This is a genomic window from Paenirhodobacter huangdaonensis, from assembly GCF_004022465.1.
Lineage (GTDB): Bacteria > Pseudomonadota > Alphaproteobacteria > Rhodobacterales > Rhodobacteraceae > Rhodobacter > Rhodobacter huangdaonensis.
The window spans coordinates 97,493-116,922 of the sequence record NZ_SAVA01000005.1 but is presented as its reverse complement, the minus strand read 5'-3'; the positions used below and the strand labels follow the sequence as shown (position 1 = coordinate 116,922).

At 70.6% G+C, this 19,430-nt stretch carries 17 protein-coding genes; 9 read left to right on the top strand and 8 right to left on the bottom strand.

Features of this window, described 5'->3' with window-relative positions:
* Nucleotides 1-16: 16 nt before the first annotated feature.
* From EOW66_RS10040 to EOW66_RS10000, 9 genes are all read left to right on the top strand, one after another.
* Complete coding sequence (locus EOW66_RS10040; RefSeq protein ID WP_128156238.1) at nt 17-880, top strand: ABC transporter permease; 864 nt, start codon at nt 17-19, stop codon at nt 878-880.
* The gene (locus tag EOW66_RS10035; RefSeq protein ID WP_128156237.1) at nt 877-1,725 is read left to right on the top strand and encodes an ABC transporter permease; all 849 of its coding nucleotides are present in this window, start codon (nt 877-879) and stop codon (nt 1,723-1,725) included. The genes EOW66_RS10040 and EOW66_RS10035 overlap by 4 nt, the downstream gene beginning before the upstream one ends.
* A 47-nt stretch (nt 1,726-1,772) precedes the next feature.
* Nucleotides 1,773-2,753 carry an ABC transporter substrate-binding protein gene (locus EOW66_RS10030; RefSeq protein ID WP_128156236.1) on the top strand — a complete coding sequence of 327 codons (981 nt, stop codon included), beginning with the start codon at nt 1,773-1,775 and terminating at the stop codon, nt 2,751-2,753.
* A gap of 99 nt (nt 2,754-2,852) precedes the next feature.
* Nucleotides 2,853-3,290, top strand: coding sequence for a hypothetical protein (locus tag EOW66_RS10025; protein ID WP_128156235.1), 438 nt, complete (start codon nt 2,853-2,855; stop codon nt 3,288-3,290).
* Nucleotides 3,291-3,503: 213 nt separating this feature from the next.
* Nucleotides 3,504-4,808, top strand: coding sequence for a helix-turn-helix transcriptional regulator (locus EOW66_RS10020; RefSeq protein WP_128156234.1), 1,305 nt, complete (start codon nt 3,504-3,506; stop codon nt 4,806-4,808).
* A 77-nt stretch (nt 4,809-4,885) separates the two neighbouring features.
* Nucleotides 4,886-5,305, top strand: a complete 420-nt coding sequence (locus EOW66_RS10015) for a response regulator transcription factor (protein ID WP_128156233.1) — start codon at nt 4,886-4,888, stop codon at nt 5,303-5,305.
* The gene (locus EOW66_RS10010) at nt 5,305-5,610 is read left to right on the top strand and encodes a hypothetical protein (protein WP_128156232.1); all 306 of its coding nucleotides are present in this window, start codon (nt 5,305-5,307) and stop codon (nt 5,608-5,610) included. The genes EOW66_RS10015 and EOW66_RS10010 overlap by 1 nt, the downstream gene beginning before the upstream one ends.
* 1 nt (nt 5,611) lies before the next feature.
* Complete coding sequence (locus EOW66_RS10005; protein WP_128156231.1) at nt 5,612-8,299, top strand: ATP-binding protein; 2,688 nt, start codon at nt 5,612-5,614, stop codon at nt 8,297-8,299.
* Nucleotides 8,300-8,436: 137 nt separating this feature from the next.
* On the top strand, nt 8,437-9,537 hold the full coding sequence (locus tag EOW66_RS10000; RefSeq protein WP_164881086.1) for a FliM/FliN family flagellar motor C-terminal domain-containing protein: 1,101 nt from the start codon (nt 8,437-8,439) through the stop codon (nt 9,535-9,537).
* Between the two features lie 6 nt (nt 9,538-9,543).
* Here the strand turns inward: EOW66_RS10000 and EOW66_RS09995 are convergent, their stop codons facing one another.
* From EOW66_RS09995 to EOW66_RS09960, 8 genes are read right to left on the bottom strand one after another with little or no spacing between them, the layout of a single operon-like run.
* Nucleotides 9,544-11,052 (bottom strand): aldehyde dehydrogenase family protein, encoded by a 1,509-nt coding sequence (locus EOW66_RS09995; protein WP_128156229.1) that lies wholly within the window; start codon nt 11,050-11,052, stop codon nt 9,544-9,546.
* Complete coding sequence (locus EOW66_RS09990; RefSeq protein WP_128156228.1) at nt 11,049-11,519, bottom strand: (2Fe-2S)-binding protein; 471 nt, start codon at nt 11,517-11,519, stop codon at nt 11,049-11,051. The genes EOW66_RS09995 and EOW66_RS09990 overlap by 4 nt, the downstream gene beginning before the upstream one ends.
* Nucleotides 11,516-14,545: a molybdopterin cofactor-binding domain-containing protein gene (locus EOW66_RS09985; RefSeq protein WP_128156227.1), complete on the bottom strand. Its 3,030-nt coding sequence runs from the start codon at nt 14,543-14,545 to the stop codon at nt 11,516-11,518. Before EOW66_RS09985 ends, EOW66_RS09990 begins: the two co-directional genes overlap by 4 nt.
* Nucleotides 14,542-15,393 (bottom strand): aromatic ring-hydroxylating oxygenase subunit alpha, encoded by an 852-nt coding sequence (locus EOW66_RS09980; protein ID WP_128156226.1) that lies wholly within the window; start codon nt 15,391-15,393, stop codon nt 14,542-14,544. Before EOW66_RS09980 ends, EOW66_RS09985 begins: the two co-directional genes overlap by 4 nt.
* A gap of 10 nt (nt 15,394-15,403) precedes the next feature.
* A complete protein-coding gene (locus EOW66_RS09975) occupies nt 15,404-16,771 on the bottom strand; it encodes an amidohydrolase family protein (RefSeq protein ID WP_128156225.1) in 1,368 nt (455 codons plus the stop codon).
* On the bottom strand, nt 16,768-18,285 hold the full coding sequence (locus EOW66_RS09970; RefSeq protein ID WP_128156224.1) for a GMC family oxidoreductase: 1,518 nt from the start codon (nt 18,283-18,285) through the stop codon (nt 16,768-16,770). Before EOW66_RS09970 ends, EOW66_RS09975 begins: the two co-directional genes overlap by 4 nt.
* A gap of 30 nt (nt 18,286-18,315) precedes the next feature.
* Entirely contained in the window at nt 18,316-18,924 is a 609-nt protein-coding gene (locus tag EOW66_RS09965; RefSeq protein ID WP_128156223.1) for a thiamine pyrophosphate-dependent enzyme, read from the bottom strand.
* Nucleotides 18,921-19,421, bottom strand: a complete 501-nt coding sequence (locus EOW66_RS09960; protein ID WP_128156222.1) for a thiamine pyrophosphate-binding protein — start codon at nt 19,419-19,421, stop codon at nt 18,921-18,923. The genes EOW66_RS09965 and EOW66_RS09960 overlap by 4 nt, the downstream gene beginning before the upstream one ends.
* Nucleotides 19,422-19,430: the final 9 nt, after the last annotated feature.

Sequence of the window (19,430 nt, the reverse complement as noted above, 5' to 3'; positions counted from 1 at the left end):
CAGGGGGAGAGATGCCATGAACCGGATCCTGCCGGTGCTGACCGTTGTCGCCGCGATTGTCGTGCTGTGGTACGGCGCGGCGGTCTGGCTGAATTCGAAATGGGTCTATGACCAGGCCGCGCGGGCGGGCACCGAGGTGACGACGGCGCAGCTCCTCTCGGAAACCATGGCGCAGGAGCGCCCGGTTCTGCCCGCGCCGCATCAGGTGCTGAAAGGGCTGTGGGACGGCGTTGCGGGGCAGAAGATCACCTCGAAACGCTCGCTCGTCTATCACGGCTGGGTCACGCTCTCGGCGACGCTCGCGGGCTTCGTGCTGGGCACCGCGGCGGGGCTGATCCTTGCCGTGGGCATCGTGCACAGCCGCGCCATGGACATGTCGGTGATGCCCTGGGCGATCGCCAGCCAGACCATCCCGATCCTGGCGATCGCGCCGATGGTGATCGTGGTGCTTGCCTCGCTCGGCATCAAGGGGCTGGTGCCGAAGGCGATCATCGCGGCCTATCTCAGCTTCTTCCCGATCCTCGTCGGCATGGTGAAGGGGCTGCGCGCGCCCGACGGGATGCAGCTTGACCTGCTGCGCACCTACAGCGCACCGCGCGCCGCGGTGCTGTGGAAGCTGCGGCTGCCGTCCTCGATGCCCTATCTCTTCGCCTCGCTGAAGGTCGGTGTCGCGGCGGCGCTGGTCGGCACGATCGTCGCCGAGCTGCCGGCGGGGGCGACTGCGGGTCTGGGCGCGCGGCTGCTCTCGGGCAGCTATTACGGCCAGACGATCCAGATCTGGGCCGCGCTCTTTGCCGCGGCGCTGCTGGCGGCGGCGCTGGTGGCCGTGGTCGGCGCGGTCGAGGCGGTGACACTCAAGCGCATGGGGATGGCACGATGAGCTGGCAGGGCTGGGCGGCACTCGCCTTCTGGATCGCGGCCTCGGCGCTGAACGTCGCCATCGCCAACCGCTGGGGCGGGCATCGCTGGGCGCGCCTGCTGGTGCCGGTGCTGTTCGGCATCACCTTGCTGGTGCTGTGGCAGGGGATGGTGATCGGGCTGGCGGTCAGCCCGGTGATCCTGCCGCCGCCTTCGATGATCGCGGCGCGCTTTGCCGAAAGCACTGCGCTGCTCTGGGGTGATTTCGCCCAGACCATCCTGAAGGGCGCGCTGGCGGGCTATGTCATCGGCTGCGGCGCGGCGGTGCTGGTGGCGATCGCCGTCGACCGCTCGCCCTTCCTGCAGCGCGGCCTGCTGCCGGTGGGCAATTTCGTCGCCGCCCTGCCGATCGTCGGCATCGCGCCGATCCTGGTGATGTGGTTCGGCTTCGACTGGCAGTCGAAGGCGGCGGTCGTCGTGGTGATGGTGTTCTTCCCGGTGCTGGTGAACATGGTCGCGGGGCTTGCCGCCACCGACGCGCTGCAGCGCGACCTGATGCAGACCTATTCCGCCACCTACCGGCAAAGCCTTCTGAAGATGCGCCTGCCGGCGGCGATGCCCTTCCTGTTCAACGGGCTGAAGATCGCCACCACGCTGGCGCTGATCGGCGCGATCGTTGCCGAATTTTTCGGCAGTCCGACGCGCGGCATGGGCTTCCGCATTTCGACCGCGGTGGGGCAGCTTGATATGCCGCTCGTCTGGTCGGAAATTGCGGTGGCGGCCCTCGCCGGCTCGGGCTTTTTCGGGATGATGGTGCTGATCGAGAAGGCGGTGACCTTCTGGCACCCCTCGCAGCGCGCGAAATGAGTTTTTCAACACCGGGGAGACACCCGGGGTCAACTGTGGAGACGACGATGAAGAAATTTCTGATCGGTGCGGCGGCGCTGGCCCTGATGGCGGGGGGCGTGTCGGCCGAAGAGGTCAAGCTGCAGCTGAAATGGGTCACCCAGGCTCAGTTCGCAGGCTATTACGTGGCCAAGGACAAGGGCTTCTACAAGGAAGAGGGGCTCGACGTCGACATCATGCCGGGCGGCCCGGACATCTCGCCCACGCAGGTGATGGCCGGCGGCGGCGCCGATGTCACCGTCGACTGGATGCCCTCGGCGCTTGCCGCGCGCGAGAAGGGGCTGGCGCTTGTCAATATCGCCCAGCCCTTCAAGCATTCGGGCATGATGCTGACCTGCCTGAAGGAAACCGGGATCAAGGGGCCCGAGGACTTCAAGGGCAAGACGCTCGGCGTCTGGTTCGGCGGCAACGAATACCCGTTCCTGAGCTGGATGGCGACGCTTGGCATCCCGACCGACGGCTCGGCCGATGGCGTGAAGGTGCTGAAGCAGGGCTTCAACGTCGATCCGCTGTTGCAGAAACAGGCCGCCTGCATCTCGACGATGACCTATAACGAATACTGGCAGGTGATCGATGCGGGCATCGCGCCCGAGGATCTCGTCACCTTCAAGTACGAGGACGAGGGCGTCGCCACGCTCGAGGACGGGCTTTATGTCATGGAAGACAAGCTCAAGGACCCGGCCTTCAAGGAGAAGATGGTCAAGTTCGTCCGCGCCTCGATGAAGGGCTGGAAATACGCCGAGGCGAACCCCGACGAGGCGGCCGAGATCGTGCTCGAGAACGACGAGTCGGGCGCGCAGACCGAGAAGCACCAGAAGCGGATGATGGGCGAGATCGCCAAGCTCACCATGGGCTCGAACGGCGCGCTCGATCCGGCCGATTACGAGCGCACGGTGAAGATCCTGCTGGCCGGCGGCTCGGACCCGGTCATCTCGAAGGCGCCGGAAGGGGCCTATACGCTCGAGATCACCGACGCGGCGCTGAAGTAAGCACGGCCCGCGCGGATCTGGGGCGCCCTGCGGGGCGCCCTTTTTTCATGCGCGATTCCTTAATCCCTCTGTGCTGATCTCGGCGGCGGAGGACTGCCCATGACCCGCACCTATGTGACCGACGAGGACCTGCCCGCGCCGCTGCTCTGGACCGGCGGCGGGCTGCTTGTCGTCGTCGTGGCGGGGCTGTTCTGGGCGGTGTGGAAAAGCCAGTTCGCCGCGCCGCCGGGCTATCTTTTCGACACCCCGACCGAGGCGGTCGAGGCGGGCTATTGTCTGGCCGTTGCGCAGGAATACCTGCCCGCGGGCGCCCCGGTCGGCTCGTTGCAGGACGAGGCGGCGCAGTTCTGGATCGGCCGCTTGCGCCGGCTCGATGTCTCGGGCATGGGGCCGGCGATCGCCGCCGGGCGGGGGACGCTCGGCGCCGACCTGAGGGCGTCGCACGGGCGCGAGCGGGCCTGGTTCGACTTCGCCCTCGACCGCTGCACCCGCCGCGCGATGAATTATGGCGCGCACTTCGGCAGTCTCGAAAACTAGCTCCGCGTCTTCGGCAAGGGGCGGGCGCGGGGCGGTGCTGACGGTGATTTCCTCGCAGGTGCGGGGCAGGGCGGAGAGCGGGGCGGCGCCCCCCCCGGGAGCGGACGGTTTTCCCCGCCGCGGGCCTGAAAACACCGGCTGCTTTGCGTAAAATGCTTTTTCTGCCAGTCTATTGCCTGTAAATTCTGGGAATGGACACGAAGGGAGGTGACCGTGGCCCGTTCCGCCCTCACCGGCACGCGGATCCGCGAGCGGCGCACGGCGCTGCAGGTGAAGCAGGCCGATCTCGCGCGCGGCGTCGGCATTTCCGCGGCCTATCTGAACCTGATCGAGCACAACCGCCGCCGCGTCGGCGACGATCTGCTCGAGGCCTTGGCACGCGCGCTCGGGGTCGAGCCGGTGGCGCTCTCCGAAGGGGCCGAGGCGGGGCTTTTCGACGGGCTGCGCGAGGCCGCCGCAGGGACGGAGAAGGCCGGGCCAGAGCTCGAGCGGATCGAGGAATTCGTCGGCCGCTTCCCGGGCTGGGCCGCGGTTCTGGCCGATCGTCAGGCCCGCGTCGGCGCGCTCGAGCGGGTGGTCGAGGCCTATGCCGAGCGCATGGCGCAGGACCCGTTCCTGCTCGACAACCTGCACGAGGTGCTCTCGGCGGTGACCTCGTTGCGCTCGACCGCGGCGATCCTGGCCGAGACCGAGGATATCGAGCCCGAATGGCGCAGCCGTTTCCTGCGCACCATGGCGGAAGAAAGCCTGCGGCTGTCGGGCACGGCGGAATCGCTGGTGGGCTATCTTGATGAAATGGAGACCGCCGAGACCGGTCTTGCCGCACCGCTCGAGCAGCTCGAGACCTGGCTTGCCGGGCGCGACTGGCATCTGGCCGAGCTGGAAACCGACGCCCCGCCCGCGCCCGAGGTGCTGATCGAGGGGGTGCCCGAGCTTGCCTCGGCCGCGGCGCGCGAGCTGGCGCTCGCCCATGTCGCGCGGGCGGCGGCCGAGGCGCGGGCGCTGCCGCTGGCGGCGTTCTCCGACGCGCTGACCGAGCTCGGGCCCGAACCGGGGCTTCTTGCCGCGCGCTTCGGCGCGCCGGTCGAGATGGTCTTTCGCCGCCTCGCCACGCTGCCGCCGGGCCTGCCCGGCCGGGTGCCGGCGGGGCTTGTCGCCTGCGACGGCTCGGGCACGCTGACCCTGCGCCGGCCGGTGCCGGGCTTCGCCCCGCCGCGCTTTGGCGCCGCCTGTCCGCTCTGGCCGCTCTACGAGGCGCTGGCGCGGCCCTCGCAGCCGGTGCGCGCGGTGATCGACGTGGCCGGGCGGCTGCCGGCGCGCTTCCTTGCCTATGCCTGGTGCGCCCAGCACCCGGTCGGCGGCTTCGACGGGCCGGTGCTGCGCGAGGCGATGATGCTGCTTCTGCCCGCCCCGCCCGGGCGCACGGAGAGAGCGCGCGCGGTCGGCAGTTCGTGCCGGATCTGTCCGCGTGCGGGCTGCCCGGGGCGGCGCGAGCCCTCGATCCTGCCCGAACGTTGAGGCCCCCGATACCGCGCGCCGTTTGACAGCACGGCCCCGGCCCGCGATAGTCGGCCGAGGGGGAGAGGAGGCACAGGATGGCGCAACGTCAGGTGCTGCTGATCGAGGACGAGCCGCATATCGCCGAGGCGATCCGGTTCATCCTCGGACGTGCGGGATGGCAGGTCATGCTCGAGGCGAACGGGGCGCAGGCGCTCGCGCGCATTGCCGAGTTGCGACCCGAGGCGGTCATCCTCGATCTGATGCTGCCCGGCCGGTCGGGGCTCGAGATCCTGACTGACCTGCGCGCCGATCCGCGCCTTGCCGCAACGCCGGTGCTGATGCTGACCGCCCGCGGCCAGGCGCGTGACCGCGAGGCGGCCGAGCAGGCCGGCGCCACCGCCTTCCTTGCGAAACCCTTCGCCAATGCCGATGTCGTCGCCGCGCTCGAGGCGATCGCCGGGACCGGCACCCCGGGCGGGGCCGCAGCCGCGGTCGCCGGGCCGGGGCAGCGCTGATGCCGCGCGGCGCCGGCCAGCCGCTGTTCCTTGCCCGCCGGTCCTACCGCCGCCGGCGGATGATGGACGGCGGTCGCGTGCTGCCGCTCCTCGGGGCGGTGCTGTTGCTGCTGCCCGGGCTGTGGCATTCGGACGGCAGCGACTGGCCCGGCACCGGCGCCGGCGGGATCTATCTCTTCCTCGTCTGGTGCGGGCTGATCCTTGCGGCCTTTGGTCTGGCCCGCGGCCTTGGCCCGGCGCTCGAGGCCGAGGAGGAGGCGGTGGGCGGGCCGCCGCCGGGCACCGGGCCGGGCGAGGACGGCTGACATGCCCTTCGACAGTCTCGTCGCGGTCAGCCTCGGTTACGTCATCCTCCTCTTTACCGTGGCCTTCGTCGCCGAGCGGCGGGCGCGCCTTGGCCGGCTGCGGTTCCTGCGCAGCCCCTGGGTCTACACCCTGTCGCTGTCGATCTATTGCACCGCCTGGACCTTCTATGGCGCGGTGGGCTATGCGGCGCGTTCGGGGCTCGAATTCGCCACCATCTACCTTGGCCCGACGCTGGTCTTCGTCGGCTGGTGGGCGCTGCTGCGCAAGCTGGTGCGGATCGGCCGGGTGCAGCGGGTGACCTCGATCGCTGACCTGATCTCCAGCCGCTATGGCAAGTCGAACCTTCTCGGTATCATCGTCACGCTGATGTCGGTGGCCGCCGCCACCCCCTATATCGCGCTGCAGCTGCAGTCGGTGACGCTGAGCTTCGGGGTCTTTGCCGCCGAGACGCCCGAGGGCTGGGCGCTGCCCGATCAGGGCTCGACCGCGCTCTGGATCGCGGGGGGGCTGGCGCTCTTCACCATTCTCTTCGGCACCCGCAACCTCGATGCGAACGAGCGCCACCACGGCGTGGTGATGGCGATCGCACTCGAGGCGGTGGTGAAGCTGCTGGCCCTCCTCGCGGTCGGCATCTTCGTCGTCTGGGGCATCGCCGACGGGCCGGCCGATGTGCTCGCCCGCATCGACGCCTCGCCGATTGCCGGCTGGGACCTGCGCCCGGGCCGCTTTGCCGGGCTGACCTTCGTCTCGGCCGCCGCCGTGCTGACCCTGCCGCGGATGTTCCAGGTGCTGGTCGTCGAGAATGTCGAGGAACGTCACCTCGCCACCGCGAGCTGGGCTTTCCCGGCCTATCTGATGCTGATGAGCCTGTTCGTCGTGCCGATTGCCGTGCTCGGGCTCGAGCGGCTGCCGGCGGGAGCGAACCCCGACCTCTTCGTGCTGACGCTGCCGCTGGCCGAGGGGCAGGGGCGGCTCGCGCTCCTCGCCTTCCTCGGCGGGTTCTCCTCGGCCACCTCGATGGTGATCGTGGCGGCGATCGCGCTTGCGACGATGGTGTCGAACCACATCGTCACGCCGCTGTGGCTGGCGTTGCGTTCGGGCCGGGCGCAACAGGGCGACGTGCGCGGCCTCGTGCTGACCAGCCGGCGGCTGTCGATCGCCGCGGTTCTGGCGATGGGATATCTCTATTATCACCTGTCGGGCGGGGCCGAGGCGCTCGCCGCGATCGGGCTCATTGCCTTTGTCGGCACCGCGCAGGTGCTGCCGGCGCTGATCGGCGGGTTGTTCTGGCGCGGGGCGACCCATGTCGGCGCCACGGTGGGGCTGGTGAGCGGTTTCGCGATCTGGCTTTATGCGCTGTTCCTGCCCTCCTTCGGCGGCGGCGGGCTGATGTCGGCGGGGCTGTTGGCAGAGGGGCCCTTCGGCATTTCCTGGCTGCGGCCGCAGGCGCTCTTCGGGCTCGAGGGGCTCGACCCGCTGCTGCATGCGCTGTTCTGGTCGCTGCTGGTCAACACGCTCGCCTTCCTCGTCTTCTCGATGACCAGCTTCCCGGGGCCGATGGAGCGGCTGCAGGGCGTGGCCTTCGTCAATGTCTTCGATCAGGGCCAGGGCGCGCGCAGCTGGTCGCGCGGTCAGGCCGAGGCCGAGGATCTGCTCAGCATGGCGCAGCGCATCCTCGGCGCCGAGGAGGCGCAGCAGTTCTTCCAGACCCAGGCGGCAGCGCAGGGCAAGGCGGGCTTCCTGCCCGACCCGACGCCCGAGTTTCTGGCAAGGCTCGAGCGCCAGCTGGCGGGCTCGGTCGGCGCGGCGACGGCACATGCGATGATCGCGCAGCTCATTGGCGGCGCCTCGGTCAGCGTGCAGGATCTGATTGCCGTTGCCGGTGAGGCCGCCGACATCAAGGAATATTCGGCCCGCCTCGAGGCGAAGTCCGAAGAGCTTGCCCGCACCGCCCGCGCGCTGCGCGAGGCGAACGAGAAACTGACCTCGCTGTCGGTGCAGAAGGACGCCTTCCTCGGTCAGATCAGCCACGAGCTGCGCACGCCGATGACCTCGATCCGCGCCTTTTCCGAGATCCTGATGGAGCCGGATCTGCCCGAGGCGCTGCGCGCGCAATATGCCGAGATCATCCACGAGGAGGCGCGGCGCCTGACCCGGCTGCTCGACGATCTGCTCGACCTTTCCGTGCTCGAGCATGGCAAGGCGCAGCTCACCGTCTCGGTCGCCAACCTGCACGACCTGATCGACCGCGCCGTCGCCGCCGCCTCGAACACCCGCCCCGAGCGTGACCTCCGCCTCGAGCGCGACTTCCCGGCCGAGCACGTGCCGATCTTCACCGACACCGACCGGCTGGTGCAGGTGTTCATCAACCTCGTCTCGAACGCCCACAAGTATTGCGATGCCGAGCGCGCGGTGCTGCGCATCGAGGTGAAGCGGCGCGGCCAGAAGGTGCAGATCGACTTCATCGACAATGGCTCGGGCATCCCGAAGGCAAGCCAGGCGCTGATCTTCGAGAAGTTCTCGCGCCTCACCGACACCTCGAAGGCCGGCGGCGCGGGGCTGGGGCTGGCGATCTGCCGCGAGATCATGGCCAATCTCGGCGGCAGCATCGACTATCTGCCGGGGCAGGGCGGGGCCGCCTTCCGCGTCACCCTGCCGCTGCGCCGGCGCGAGGGCGATGCCGCCTGAGGTGGCGAAATCCCCCCGCGTCTCAATGATCTGTAAACCCTGAGCGGCGCATTCTGGCCGGCGAAAGCGCCCGTGCGGCGCGGGCAGGAGCGGGGCGGATCGGGCGGATGGCGGCGCAGGCGCAGGACAGGTCGGTGTTGGCGCGCAAGGCAGAGGCCGGGCGGTGCGACCCCGGCGTGCCGCCGATGACGGCCGGGCGGGCGATCTCGCAGGCGCTGTCGCGCGCGGCCGGCGAGATGTTCGATCTGCCGCTCGCCGTGCAGGCGATCCGCGAGCGGCGGATGACGCTTGCCGACCTGCCCGAACTTCTCGAAGACCTGTCGCTGCTTGCGCTGATCGAGGGGCCGGAGGAGGGGCTCGGCCTGCTGGCCCTGCCGCCGGCGACGCTGTCGACGCTGATCGAGGTGCAGATGACCGGCCGGGTCGGGCGCGCCGTGGCACCGCCGCGCCGGCCGACCCGGGTCGATGCGGCGATGGCCGCGGCATTCGTCGATACCTTCCTCGAAGGGGTCGAGGAGGGGCTCATGGGGATGGAGGATCAGGTCTGGGCGGGGGGCTATCGCTATGCCTCGCATCTCGACGACCCGCGCCCGCTTGGCTTGTTGCTCGAGGATCTGGGCTATCGGGTGTGGCAGCTCGATCTGCTGCTCGGCCCGCCCCCGGGGCGATCGGCGGGGCTTTTGTGGGCGGTGCCGGCGCAGGGCCGGTTCCGGCAGCAGCCGGTGCAGTGCGCGGCCGAAGCGGCGACGCATGTCGCCCCCGCGCCGGACAGCGATGCGGCCGGGGCGGCCGACTGGGCGCGGCGGATGGAGGGCACGGTGATGGGCACGCAGGCGGTGCTCGAGGCGGTGCTGCACCGCGTCACCCTGCCGCTTGCCGCGGTGATGGCCTTCGCTCCCGGCACGCAGATCCCGTTGCCCGAGGAGGCGCTCGAACGGCTGTCGCTCGAGGGCGCGGGGGGGCGGCGGCTCGCCCCGGCGCGCCTTGGCCAGCACCGCGGTTTCCGCGCGCTGCGGCTCGCCTCGGACGAGGACGAGGCGGCGCTGCCGCAGGCCGTGAAACCGCTGAAGATGACTTCCGCGCCGCCGTTCGAGCCGGGGGCGAGCCCCTTTGCCGCCCGCTCCGCCGCCCCGCCCGCAACCGCCGGCACGGGGGCGCTCGGTCTTGCCATGGACTGGGACGGCGAGGCCGGGGAGGCGCCGGCCAAACCGCCGGCGCGGCGCGGCTCCTCGGCCTGAGGCGGCTCAGACCACCATGCAGACGGTCTTCGTCTCGAGGTAGTTCTCAAGCCCGTTCGGCCCGTTCTCCACCCCCCAGCCCGAGGTCTTCATCCCGCCCTTCGGCAGCTCGGGCGAGAAATAGCTGTGGCAATTCACCCAGACCGTGCCGGCCCGCACCGCCGCCGCCATCCGGTGCGCGGCACTCAGGCTTTCGGTCCAGACCGAGGCGGCAAGGCCGTAGTCGGTGTCATTCGCGAGGGCGAGCGCCTCTTCGGGCTCGTCGAAGGGGGTGATCGCGGTGACCGGGCCGAAGATCTCCTCGCGCATCAGCGCCATGTCTGGGGTGACGCCGGCAACGACCGTCGGCGCGAAGAAGGCCGGCGCCTCGGTGAACCCGGTGCCGCCCGCCAGCACCTCGGCCCCCGCCGCGCGCCCGCCCGCGACATAGGCCGCGACGCGCGCCGCCTGCTCGGGGCTGACCAGCGGGCCAAGATCGGAAGCCGGGTCGAGCCCGTGGCCAAGCCGCAGCCGCCCCGCCGCGCGCGCCAGCCCCTCGGCCATCGCCTCGTAGACCTTGCGCTGCACATAGACGCGCGAGCCCGCAACGCAGACCTGCCCGGAATTGGCGAAGATCCCACGCGCGACGCCGGGAATGGCGCGCGACAGGTCCGCATCGGCCATCACGATCGCCGGCGACTTGCCGCCCAGTTCCAGCGTCAGCTTCTTCAGGTTGCCGCGCGCCGAGCCGAGCAGGATCCGCCCGACCTCGGTCGAGCCGGTGAAGGCGACCTTGGCGACGCCGGGGTGACGGGCGAGCGCATCGCCCACCTCGGCGCCGAAGCCGGTCAGCAGGTTGACGACGCCGGCGGGCAGCCCGGCCCCGAGCATCAGCTCGCACAGCCGGATCGCGGTGAGCGAGGTTTCCTCGGCCGGTTTCAGCACCACGGTGCAGCCCGCGCAAAGCGCCGGGGCAAGCTTCATCGCCGCCATCAGCAAGGGCGAGTTCCACGGCGTGATCGCCGCCACCACGCCGACCGGCTCGCGCCGGGTGTAGGCCATCACCTGCTTGCCGGCGGGCGCATAGCCGATCGAGGGGGTGATCGCGGTGCCGAGGATTTTGCTCGCATAGCCCGCATAATAGCGGAACTGCGCGATCGCACCGGGGATCTCGCCGAAGCGGGCGGTGGCGAAGGTCTTGCCCTGATCGAGGCTTTCGAGTTCGGCCAGTTCGTCGGCGTGCGCCTCGATCGCATCGGCGATCTTCCACAGCAGCGCGCCGCGCGCCATCGGCAGCATCTCGGCCCAGCCGGGGCGGGCAAGTGCCGCCTGCGCGGCGGCGACGGCGGCCTCGGCCTCGGCCGCGCCGGCGCGGGCAAGTGTGGCAAGCGGCGCGCCGGTCGCCGGATCGGTGGTCTCGAAGGTCGCGGCGGTGGCGATCCATTCGCCGCCGATCAGGATCTTCTTCGCGCCGCCCTGCAGAAAGGCGCGCGCGCCTGCGGTCTTCGGGGCATGGGGGGTCAGGCTCAGGGTCATGGCTGGTCTTTCAGGCGGTCGCGGGCGGTTCTCGCGCCGCGCAGGATCGAATGGTAGCCGGTGCAGCGGCACAGATTGCCTTCAAGCGCCTCGGCAATGCGGGCGTCGTCGGGCAGCGGGCGGGCGGAGAGCAGCCCCGCCAGCGTCATCATCATGCCGGGCGCGCAATAGCCGCATTGGAAGGCGTTTTCCTCTTCCATCGCGGCGGCCAGCGTCTCGCCCACCGGCAGGGCGGCGAGCGCCGCGATGGTGGTGACCGCGCGGCCCGCGACCTGCCAGCCCGAGAGCAGGCAGGCGTTCACCGCGGCGCCGTCCAGAAGCACCGTGCAGGCGCCGCAGCGACCGATGGCGCAGCCCGCCTTGACCTCGGTCGCGCCAAGCCGCTCGCGCAGTGCGTCGAGCAGGGTTTCCTCGGCGCCGATCGTCGCCGGGGCGCCGTTCAGGGTGAAGGCGAGGGGCGGGCTCATCGGGCGGCCTCCAGCATCGCAAGCAGGGTTTCGGGCGGGAAGGGCGCGGTCGCGGGCCAGGCGCCAAGCGCATCGGCGACGGCATTCGCGATCGCCGGCGTCACCGCGCCGATGCCAAGCTCGCCCACCCCGCGCGGGCCGAAGGGGTCGGCGGGGTCGAGCGGTTCGTGCGCCGTCGCCCGCATCCGCTCGGGCACGTCGCGCACCGTGGGCATCAGATAGCTGTCGAAGTTGCGCGCAAGCGGCCTCCCGCCCGTCATCTGCATGTCCTCGGTCAGGGTGAAGCCAAGGCCCTGCACCAGCCCGCCCTCCATCTGGCCAAGATACGAGGCCATGTCGATCACCTTGCCCGCGGCGGTGTGGATCTCGAGGTCGAGCACCCGCACCGCGCCGCTCACCCGGCTGATCGCGACACGGGCGAGGGTAACGCCATAAGCGAAGATGAAGCGCGCATTGCCGGCGCGGTAGTCGCTTTTCGGGAAGGCGAAGAAGGTCTCGGCGCGCTCCGGCGCCAGTTCAGAAAAGGCGAGGGTGGGGCTGTGGTTGCCGCCCTCGGCCTGGACCCCGCCCAGCACGATGCGCAGCCGGTCCGCGGGCAGGCCAAGCCGCAGGGAGGCCTGCGCGAGGATCTTTGCGGCCAGCGCCGGCGCTGTCTCCTCGACGCCGCGCCACACGACATAGCCGCCGCGCGAGGCGGTGGTCGAGCCGCTGTCGGGCGCGGTGCCGGTGTCGCCGAAGATCACCTCGATGTCGGTGCGCGCGCAGTGCAGCCGTTCGGCCATCGCGGCATGGACCGAGGCGACCATGCCCTGACCGATCTCGTCGAGCCCGGTGAAGACGCGGATCTTGCCGCCTTCGAGCCGCACTTCGAACCGCGCCTCGTCGGTCGGGATGGTGCCAAGCCCGTTGCCCTGATAGTTCAGCGCGATGCCGGTGCCGGTGACCTCGTCGGGGCGCGCGGCGGCGGGCGCCCACAGGTCCGAGGCCGCGGCGACATCGAGCATCTCGGACAGCTTCTCGGTCGGCGCGACGGCTTGGCCGAGGAAGCCCGGCTCGCCCGCCCGGCGCAGGTTGCGCCGGCGGATCTCGACCGGATCGAGCCCGCACAGTGCGGCAAGCCGGTCGATCTGGCATTCGATCGCATAGCTCATCTGGTTCGCACCGAAACCGCGGAAGGCACCGCCGGTGCCGTTGTTGGTATAGGCAAGCCGGCCGCGGGTGCGGATATTCTCGACCCGATAGGGGCCAGCGGCGTGCTCCATCGCGGTTTCCAGCACGCCGGGCGAGAGCGAGGCATAGGCGCCGCTGTCGGCAATCGCCTCGACCTCCTGCGCCACAAGCCGCCCCGCGGCGTCGCAGCCGGTGCGCATGCGGATCACGAACGGGTTGCGCTTGGTGCCGGCAAGCACGCTTTCGGCGCGGCTCAGATGCAGGCGGACCGGGGCGCGCGCCTTCAGCGCGAGCAGCGCGAGTGCGGGCTGCACCGTCAGCTCGTCCTTGCCGCCGAAGGCGCCGCCGGTCGGAGAGGTGACGACGCGGATCCGGTCCTCGGGCAGGGCGAGGATGCGGGCAAGCTGCATCCGGTCGCGCGCGCCATGCTGACCGCCCGCGCAGACGATCACGCCCTCGCCCTCGGGGGCGGCCCAGCCCCCCTCGGTCTCCATGAAACCGTGCATCTGCCGCGGCGTGACATAGGTGTCCTCGACCACATGCACGGCAGCGGCAAAGCCCGCGGCCAGATCGCCGCGGCTCAGCCCGACCTCGGTCACAAGATTGCCCGCGGCATGGACGGGCTGGGCACCGGGGGCAAGCGCCGCCGCCATGTCCTCGACCAGCGGCAGCGGACGATAGTCGACGCGGATGAGCGACAGCGCGCGTTCGGCGGTTTCGGCGTCGATGGCCGCCACCGCGGCGACCGCATCGCCGATATAGCGCACCCGGTCGGAACACAGCGCCGGCTGGTCCTGGAACAGGATGCCGAAGGCATTCAGCCCCGGCACGTCGCGATGGGTGACGACGGCGCGCACGCCGGGCAGGGCCTCGGCCGCCGCGGTGTCGATCGCCAGGATCTCGGCATGCGGATGGGCGGCGCGCAGGATGCGGCCGACCAGCATCCCCTCGGCCCGCACATCGGTCATGTAGGCGAGCGTGCCGCGCACCTTGGCGGGCATGTCCTCGCGCATGTGCCAGCGCTCGCCACCGGCGGCGCGGCTCAGTTCCGTCAGCTCGGGCAGCGGCGCGGGGGCAGGGCGCGGACGCGCGGGGCGGGGAAGCGGCGCCAGCCCGACCAGCCCCGCGACCAGCGCATTCGCGGCGACGCGCCGGCGGTAGCGGGCGCTGCGGAAGGCGCAGTCGGGGGCGGCGATCTCGGCCTCGATCCGGGCGCCGAGCGCCGCGCGGTCGAGCGTGGCGAGCGGCCGGCCGAGCAGCCAGCCCTCGGTCTCGGGCAGGCGCGCGGGGGCGACCGCGCCGCCGCCGACCGCGAGCCGCACCGCGGCGATGCGGTCGTCCTTGAGGCTGAACGCGCCCGCCGCGGCGATGATCGCGGGGCAGAAGCCCGCGCGCAGCCCGGTCTTGCGCCAGATCTGGTGTGCGAGCGGCGAGACGGTGACCGACAGCACCAGCCCTTCGGGGCGGGCGAGCCAGTCGGCGAGCGGACGGGGGCCGTGAGTGGTCCCGACCTGCGCATCAAGCGCAAGAAGGGCAGGAAGAAGGCACCCCGCCCGCCAGCCGATGGTGCCACCGAGCGTCGCCAGACGGCGGATGTTCGGAGCGGCGACATCGGCCGCCGCCGCGCTCAGAAGCGGCACTGCTCCCCAACGCAGGGTTTCGAGATCGGTTCCCGCACCGATCCGGTTTTCTGTGATCCCTTTCGCCAGAAGGGCGCCGATGGCGACCAGATCCGCCGGCACCGGCCTGCCGGCCGCGGCGTCCAGGCGAAAGGCGGTGCCGCCCGCGACCGGGCGTGCCCCCGCGGCGATGCGGGCCAGCGCCTCGTCGAGCGTTCGGGGGCAGGTGATGCTCATTCAGCGGCCATCGCGGCGGGCTCGGCGGTGGTGCCGAAGGTCAGGCCCTTCTCCTTCAGCCAGCGCCGATAGGCGATCGAGGAGCTGTCGGCGCGGGTCGGGGTCTCGGCCCGCGGCTCGAGCGGCAACAGCAGCGGACGCTGATTCTCGACGATGATCCGGTCTTGCAGGAAGATCACCTGCTCGAAGCGCAGAAGCTGGGTCCGCGTCGCCTCCTGGTCGAGCAGATACATCACCGGCTGTGCCCGGCACAGCCCGGCCTCGATCGGGTGGATGAAAAGCGCGATCGCATCCTCGCGCTCGGGGGCGGAGGGGCAGACGCGATAGAGCATGACGACGAAGGGATCGGGCACGCGATAGGTCAGGCGGGCGAATTCGCCCTCGGGCCGGGTGCTGGTCATCTGCGGCTGGAAGAAGGTGCAGTTCGTCGCCCAGACCTCATCGACCTCGCGGCGGATCTCGGACTTGTAGCCGGGCACTTCGGTGTGCGGCTCGGAGCCGAGGATGTCGGTGTGCACGAAGGGAAAATGCGCCATGTCGAGAAAGTTCTCGACCACCCTCAGCCCCGAGGCCCGCAGGGTCACCCAGCCGCAGGGGACGAAGCGGCGGTCGGGTTCCCCGGCTTCGGCGATGTCGAAGATCTCGCGCCCGGGGGTGCCGAGCGTGGTCCACAGACAGCCGAATTTCTCGCGCACCGGCAGGGCGCGCGCGTCTGATGTCACCTGCCGGCCCGGCCCGATGGTGATCGGGTGGCCCAGCAGTTTCGTCTCCTCGACCCGGTAGAGGTCGGCAAGCGTGGCGACCGCATACCAGGCGTTCAGGGCGACGGGATCTTGCGTGGCGCTCATCGTGGCCTCCTCAGGCATCGGTCCATTGTTTCGAGGCGTTCTCGGCCAGCCACGCCTTGCGCCGGGTGAAGAGGCCGGGGGCAAGGCGGTCGATGCGGGCGATGATCTCGCCCATGTCGCCGGTCTTCAGCTCGCCGTCCTCGACCACGATCGCGCCGTTGACCATGGTCATCGCCACGTCCGAGCCGCGCACCGCATGCACGAGGTTGTGCTGCAGGTTGAACCACTCGCCATCGGGCAGGAAGGGCGTCATCCGCGGCGTGTCGGCGCGCACCGCGATGATGTCGGCCTTCTTGCCGGGTTCGAGCGCGCCGGTGACATCGCCCAGCCCCACCGCCTTCGCGCCAAGCGAGGTGCCCATGCGCAGCGCCGTCCAGCTGTCCATCGCCGCGGCGTCGCGGTGCCGCAGCTTGCCCAGAAGCGAGGCGGTCTTCAGCTCCTCGAACATGTCGAAGTTGTTGTTTTCCTTCTCGCCGTCGGTGCCAAGCCCGACCGGCACGCCCAGCTCCAGCAGCTCGGCCACCGGCGCGATGCCGGAGGCGAGCTTCATGTTCGACACCGGGTTGTGCGCGACCGAGACGTTATGGCCCGCGATCAGCTCGATCTCGTCGCGGTCGAGCCAGACGGCATGGGCGAACATCGTGTGGCGGGTCTCGAAGAAGCCCAGATCGCGGAACACCTCCATCGGCCGGCGGCCATAGCGGCGGAGGAACTCGGCGACCTCGATCTCGGCCTCCGAGCAATGGGTGTGGAACGGCACGTCGTATTTCTTCGCCATGTCGATGGCACGCTGCTGCCCGGCCTCGTCGGCATAGAAGAGATGCTCGAGCCCGACCCAGACCGAGACCCGGCCGTCTGCGCCGCCGTTCCAGCGCTGGATCAGCGCCTCGTTCATCTCGAGCCGGTCGAAATAGTCGTAATCGGGGTGCTCGCCGACATAGGGCACGGCGATCAGCCGGTTGCCCATCACCTCGGCGGCCTTGGCCGAGCCCTCCATGAAGCGCCACATGTCGACGACGGTGGTGGTGCCGGAAAGCAGGCTTTCGGCATAGCACAGATAGCTCGCCGCCTCGGCCTCCTCGGGGCGCAACATCCGGTGCATCGGGTTGATGTGCAGCGTCAGCCAGTCCCAGACCGGCAGGTGCTCGGCGGTGCCGCGCAAAAAGCCCGAATGGGCATGGGCGTTGATCAGCCCGGGCATCAGCACGGCGCGGCCCATCGACTTGACCTTGGCGCCCGGGTGGGCGGCGAGGATCTCGTCGGCGGGGCCGACGGCGGCGATGGTGTCGCCGCGCACCACGACCGCGCCCTTGGCGATCACCCGCAGCGCGGCATCCATCGTCACCACGGCATCGGCGGTCAGGATCAGGTCGGTCATGCGTCCTCCAGAATGAATGTCGCCGCGCGTTCGCCGATCAGGGTCACGGGGGCGTGGGTATGGCAGGCGGGGATCACCGGGATCACCGAGGCATCCGCCACCCACAGCCCGCGCGTGCCCTTGACGGCAAGGCGCGGGGTGACCGGGGCGTCCTCGGCGGTGCCCATCCGCGCCGTGCCGCAGCAGTGAAAGAAGGTCGAGCAGCCGCGCCGCACGAAGGTGTCGAGTGCTTCGCCCGCAAGCCGCCCCTCGGGCGCGGCAAAGCCCGCGAAGAGCCCGGCAAAGGCCGGACCCGTCACCATGTCGAGCAGCGCCTCGACGCCGCGCTTCATCGCCGCCAAATCGCGCGGATCGGTGAGCAGGCCGGGGCGGATGTCGAGCGGGTCGTCGGGCCCGGTGCCGGTCAGCCGCAGCCGCCCGCGCGACCACGACCGCATCACGCCAAGGCCGATGGCGAAGAGCGGCCCCTGATCGGGCAGGCGGTAGTGCTCGATCAGCGCGGGCACGCCCGAGCGGCCCTGGATCGGGAAGGCGAGCAGGTCCGCCTCGGGCAGGCTGGCGTCGGATTTCCAGATCGTCAGCGTGCCGCCGCCGTTCCCCTGCATCGGGCCGAAGGGCTCGGTCAGGCGGAAATTCAGCGCGCGCAGCAGCGGGTGGTCCTGCAGGTTCTGCCCCACGCCTTCGGCCCGCACCCGGCAGCCAAGGCCGAGGCGGGCGAGCTCGGCCTCGGGGCCGATGCCGGCAAGGGTCAGCAGCCGCGGCGTCTCGAAGGCACCGGCGGCAAGGATCACGCCGCGGCGCGCGGTGACGCGGCCGGTCGCGGTCTCGACCCCGGTCGCGCGGTCGCCGGTGAAGATCAAGTCGAGCGCCCGGGTCTCGGGGCGCAGCGTCACGCCGCGGCCCAGCATCGGCCGCAGATAGCCGTCGGCCGAGGTCCAGCGCCGCCCGTCCTTCAGGTTGAAATTGCCAAGCGCAACGCCGAAGGGCTCGGGCCCGTTCGGATCGGCCAGTTCCGGCAACCGCATCGCGCGGCCGCCCGCCAGCATCGCGCGGGTCAGCGGATGGCCGGTGCTCGAGCGCTCGATCGAGAGCGGCCCGCCCGCGCCGCGCAGGTGGGTGGCGCCGCCCGCCCAGTCCTCGGCGCGGCGGATGAAGGGCAGGCAGTCGTCGAAGGACCAGCCCGGCGCCTCGGCGTCCCATCGCGCGTAATCGGCGGGGGTACCGCGATACCACATCATCGCGTTGATGGCGGAGGAGCCGCCCACCGCCTTGCCGCGCGGAATGGCGATGGTGCGGCCCAGCACCTCGGGGGCGGGGGCGTAGTCATGCGCCCAGTCCCAGATGCTGCGCTGCAACCCGAACCAGCACGACGGATCCTCGATCTCGCGCACGCCCTTCGGGTCGCGCCCGGCCTCGAGGACCAGCACCTCGGCGCCCGCCTCGGCCAGACGCCGCGCCACCGGCGCGCCGCCCGAGCCCGAGCCGATGACGATGAAATCGAAGCTGTCCTGCATGGCCCTGCGCCTTCTGCCCCGCGTGCCGTCTCAGTTGTGTTCCGAGGGGCCCATGATGGTGATCCCCTCGCTCGCCTCGACATGGCGCACGAAGATGTACTTGTCCTCGCGCCCGTCCGAATGCTTGCGGCGGATGTCGGGCTGCACCGTGCCCGCGACCTTGGCCACCACGATATAGGGCTCGGCCGCGGCAAGGCCCTTGCGGCAATGGTCCTCGAACTCCTCGAGGGTGCGGGCGGTATAGGCATGGGGCACGCCCGCGCCGCGCGCGATCGCCGCGATGTCGACCCGGCCGAAGGCGGTGTGGGTCGGCGGGCCGCCGATCGACTGATAGCACTCGTTGTCCCAGACCACGACGAACAGGTTCTTCGGCTGCTCGTTGCCCAGCGTGGCGAGAATGCCGAGGTTGAACATCATGCCGCCGTCGGTGTCGAGCGAGACGATGCGGCGATGCGGCAGCCCGGCCGCCAGACCGAAGGCCTGCGGCGTGACGCAGCCCAACTGCTGCTGGAACAGGCTTGCCGCGCGCATGTGCGGGGCGGCGTTGTACCATTCGTCGACCGAGGCGCCGAGCGACAGGATCACCAGCTCGTCCGACAGCATCGCCGCCAGTTTCGTCATGCAGTCAAAGCGTTTCATCGCACGATGCTCCCCGACAGCGCCACCGCGGTGTGGTAATAGCTGGCATAGGCCAGCTCGTAGGCGTCGACGATCGCCTGCTCGATCCGCGCTTCCTCGCGCTCGACCACATAGGGGATGCGCAGCGCCTGCAGCACCGGCTCCATCGTCACCCCGTGCGGCACCGCCCACCAGTTGTTCTCGCCCATGTCGCCGCGATAGCTCATCAGCATCACCACCGGGATGCCGGCGCCGAGTCCCATCCGGGCGAGCGGCTCGACCGAGGCGCGCAGGCCCGAGTTCTCCATCACCAGCGCCGCGCGCTGGCCCGACAGGAACACGCCGCCGCAGATCGCCGCGCCCTCGCCCTCGTTGGTGACGCGGATGGTGCGGATGTCGGGATCGGCATCAAGCGCCGGATACAGCTCCTTGAAGAGCGAATCCGGCAGGTAGCAGACGATCGAGACGCCTGCGCGCTTGAGCCCGCGGATCACGGCGTCGACGGCGCTTTGCTGCATGGGAGTGTC

Excerpts from the sequence above, each read along its gene's own strand:
- EOW66_RS09990 (WP_128156228.1), bottom strand. The coding sequence starts at position 11,519 with ATGAGCCCGCCCCTCGCCTTCACCCTGAACGGCGCCCCGGCGACGATC.
- EOW66_RS10015 (WP_128156233.1), top strand. The coding sequence starts at position 4,886 with ATGGCGCAACGTCAGGTGCTGCTGATCGAGGACGAGCCGCATATCGCC.
- EOW66_RS10010 (WP_128156232.1), top strand. The coding sequence starts at position 5,305 with ATGCCGCGCGGCGCCGGCCAGCCGCTGTTCCTTGCCCGCCGGTCCTAC.
- EOW66_RS09995 (WP_128156229.1), bottom strand. The coding sequence starts at position 11,052 with ATGACCCTGAGCCTGACCCCCCATGCCCCGAAGACCGCAGGCGCGCGC.
- EOW66_RS09980 (WP_128156226.1), bottom strand. The coding sequence starts at position 15,393 with ATGAGCGCCACGCAAGATCCCGTCGCCCTGAACGCCTGGTATGCGGTC.
- EOW66_RS10035 (WP_128156237.1), top strand. The coding sequence starts at position 877 with ATGAGCTGGCAGGGCTGGGCGGCACTCGCCTTCTGGATCGCGGCCTCG.
- EOW66_RS09965 (WP_128156223.1), bottom strand. The coding sequence starts at position 18,924 with ATGAAACGCTTTGACTGCATGACGAAACTGGCGGCGATGCTGTCGGAC.
- EOW66_RS09985 (WP_128156227.1), bottom strand. The coding sequence starts at position 14,545 with ATGAGCATCACCTGCCCCCGAACGCTCGACGAGGCGCTGGCCCGCATC.
- EOW66_RS10040 (WP_128156238.1), top strand. The coding sequence starts at position 17 with ATGAACCGGATCCTGCCGGTGCTGACCGTTGTCGCCGCGATTGTCGTG.
- EOW66_RS10025 (WP_128156235.1), top strand. The coding sequence starts at position 2,853 with ATGACCCGCACCTATGTGACCGACGAGGACCTGCCCGCGCCGCTGCTC.
- EOW66_RS09975 (WP_128156225.1), bottom strand. The coding sequence starts at position 16,771 with ATGACCGACCTGATCCTGACCGCCGATGCCGTGGTGACGATGGATGCC.
- EOW66_RS10005 (WP_128156231.1), top strand. The coding sequence starts at position 5,612 with ATGCCCTTCGACAGTCTCGTCGCGGTCAGCCTCGGTTACGTCATCCTC.
- EOW66_RS09960 (WP_128156222.1), bottom strand. The coding sequence starts at position 19,421 with ATGCAGCAAAGCGCCGTCGACGCCGTGATCCGCGGGCTCAAGCGCGCA.
- EOW66_RS09970 (WP_128156224.1), bottom strand. The coding sequence starts at position 18,285 with ATGCAGGACAGCTTCGATTTCATCGTCATCGGCTCGGGCTCGGGCGGC.
- EOW66_RS10030 (WP_128156236.1), top strand. The coding sequence starts at position 1,773 with ATGAAGAAATTTCTGATCGGTGCGGCGGCGCTGGCCCTGATGGCGGGG.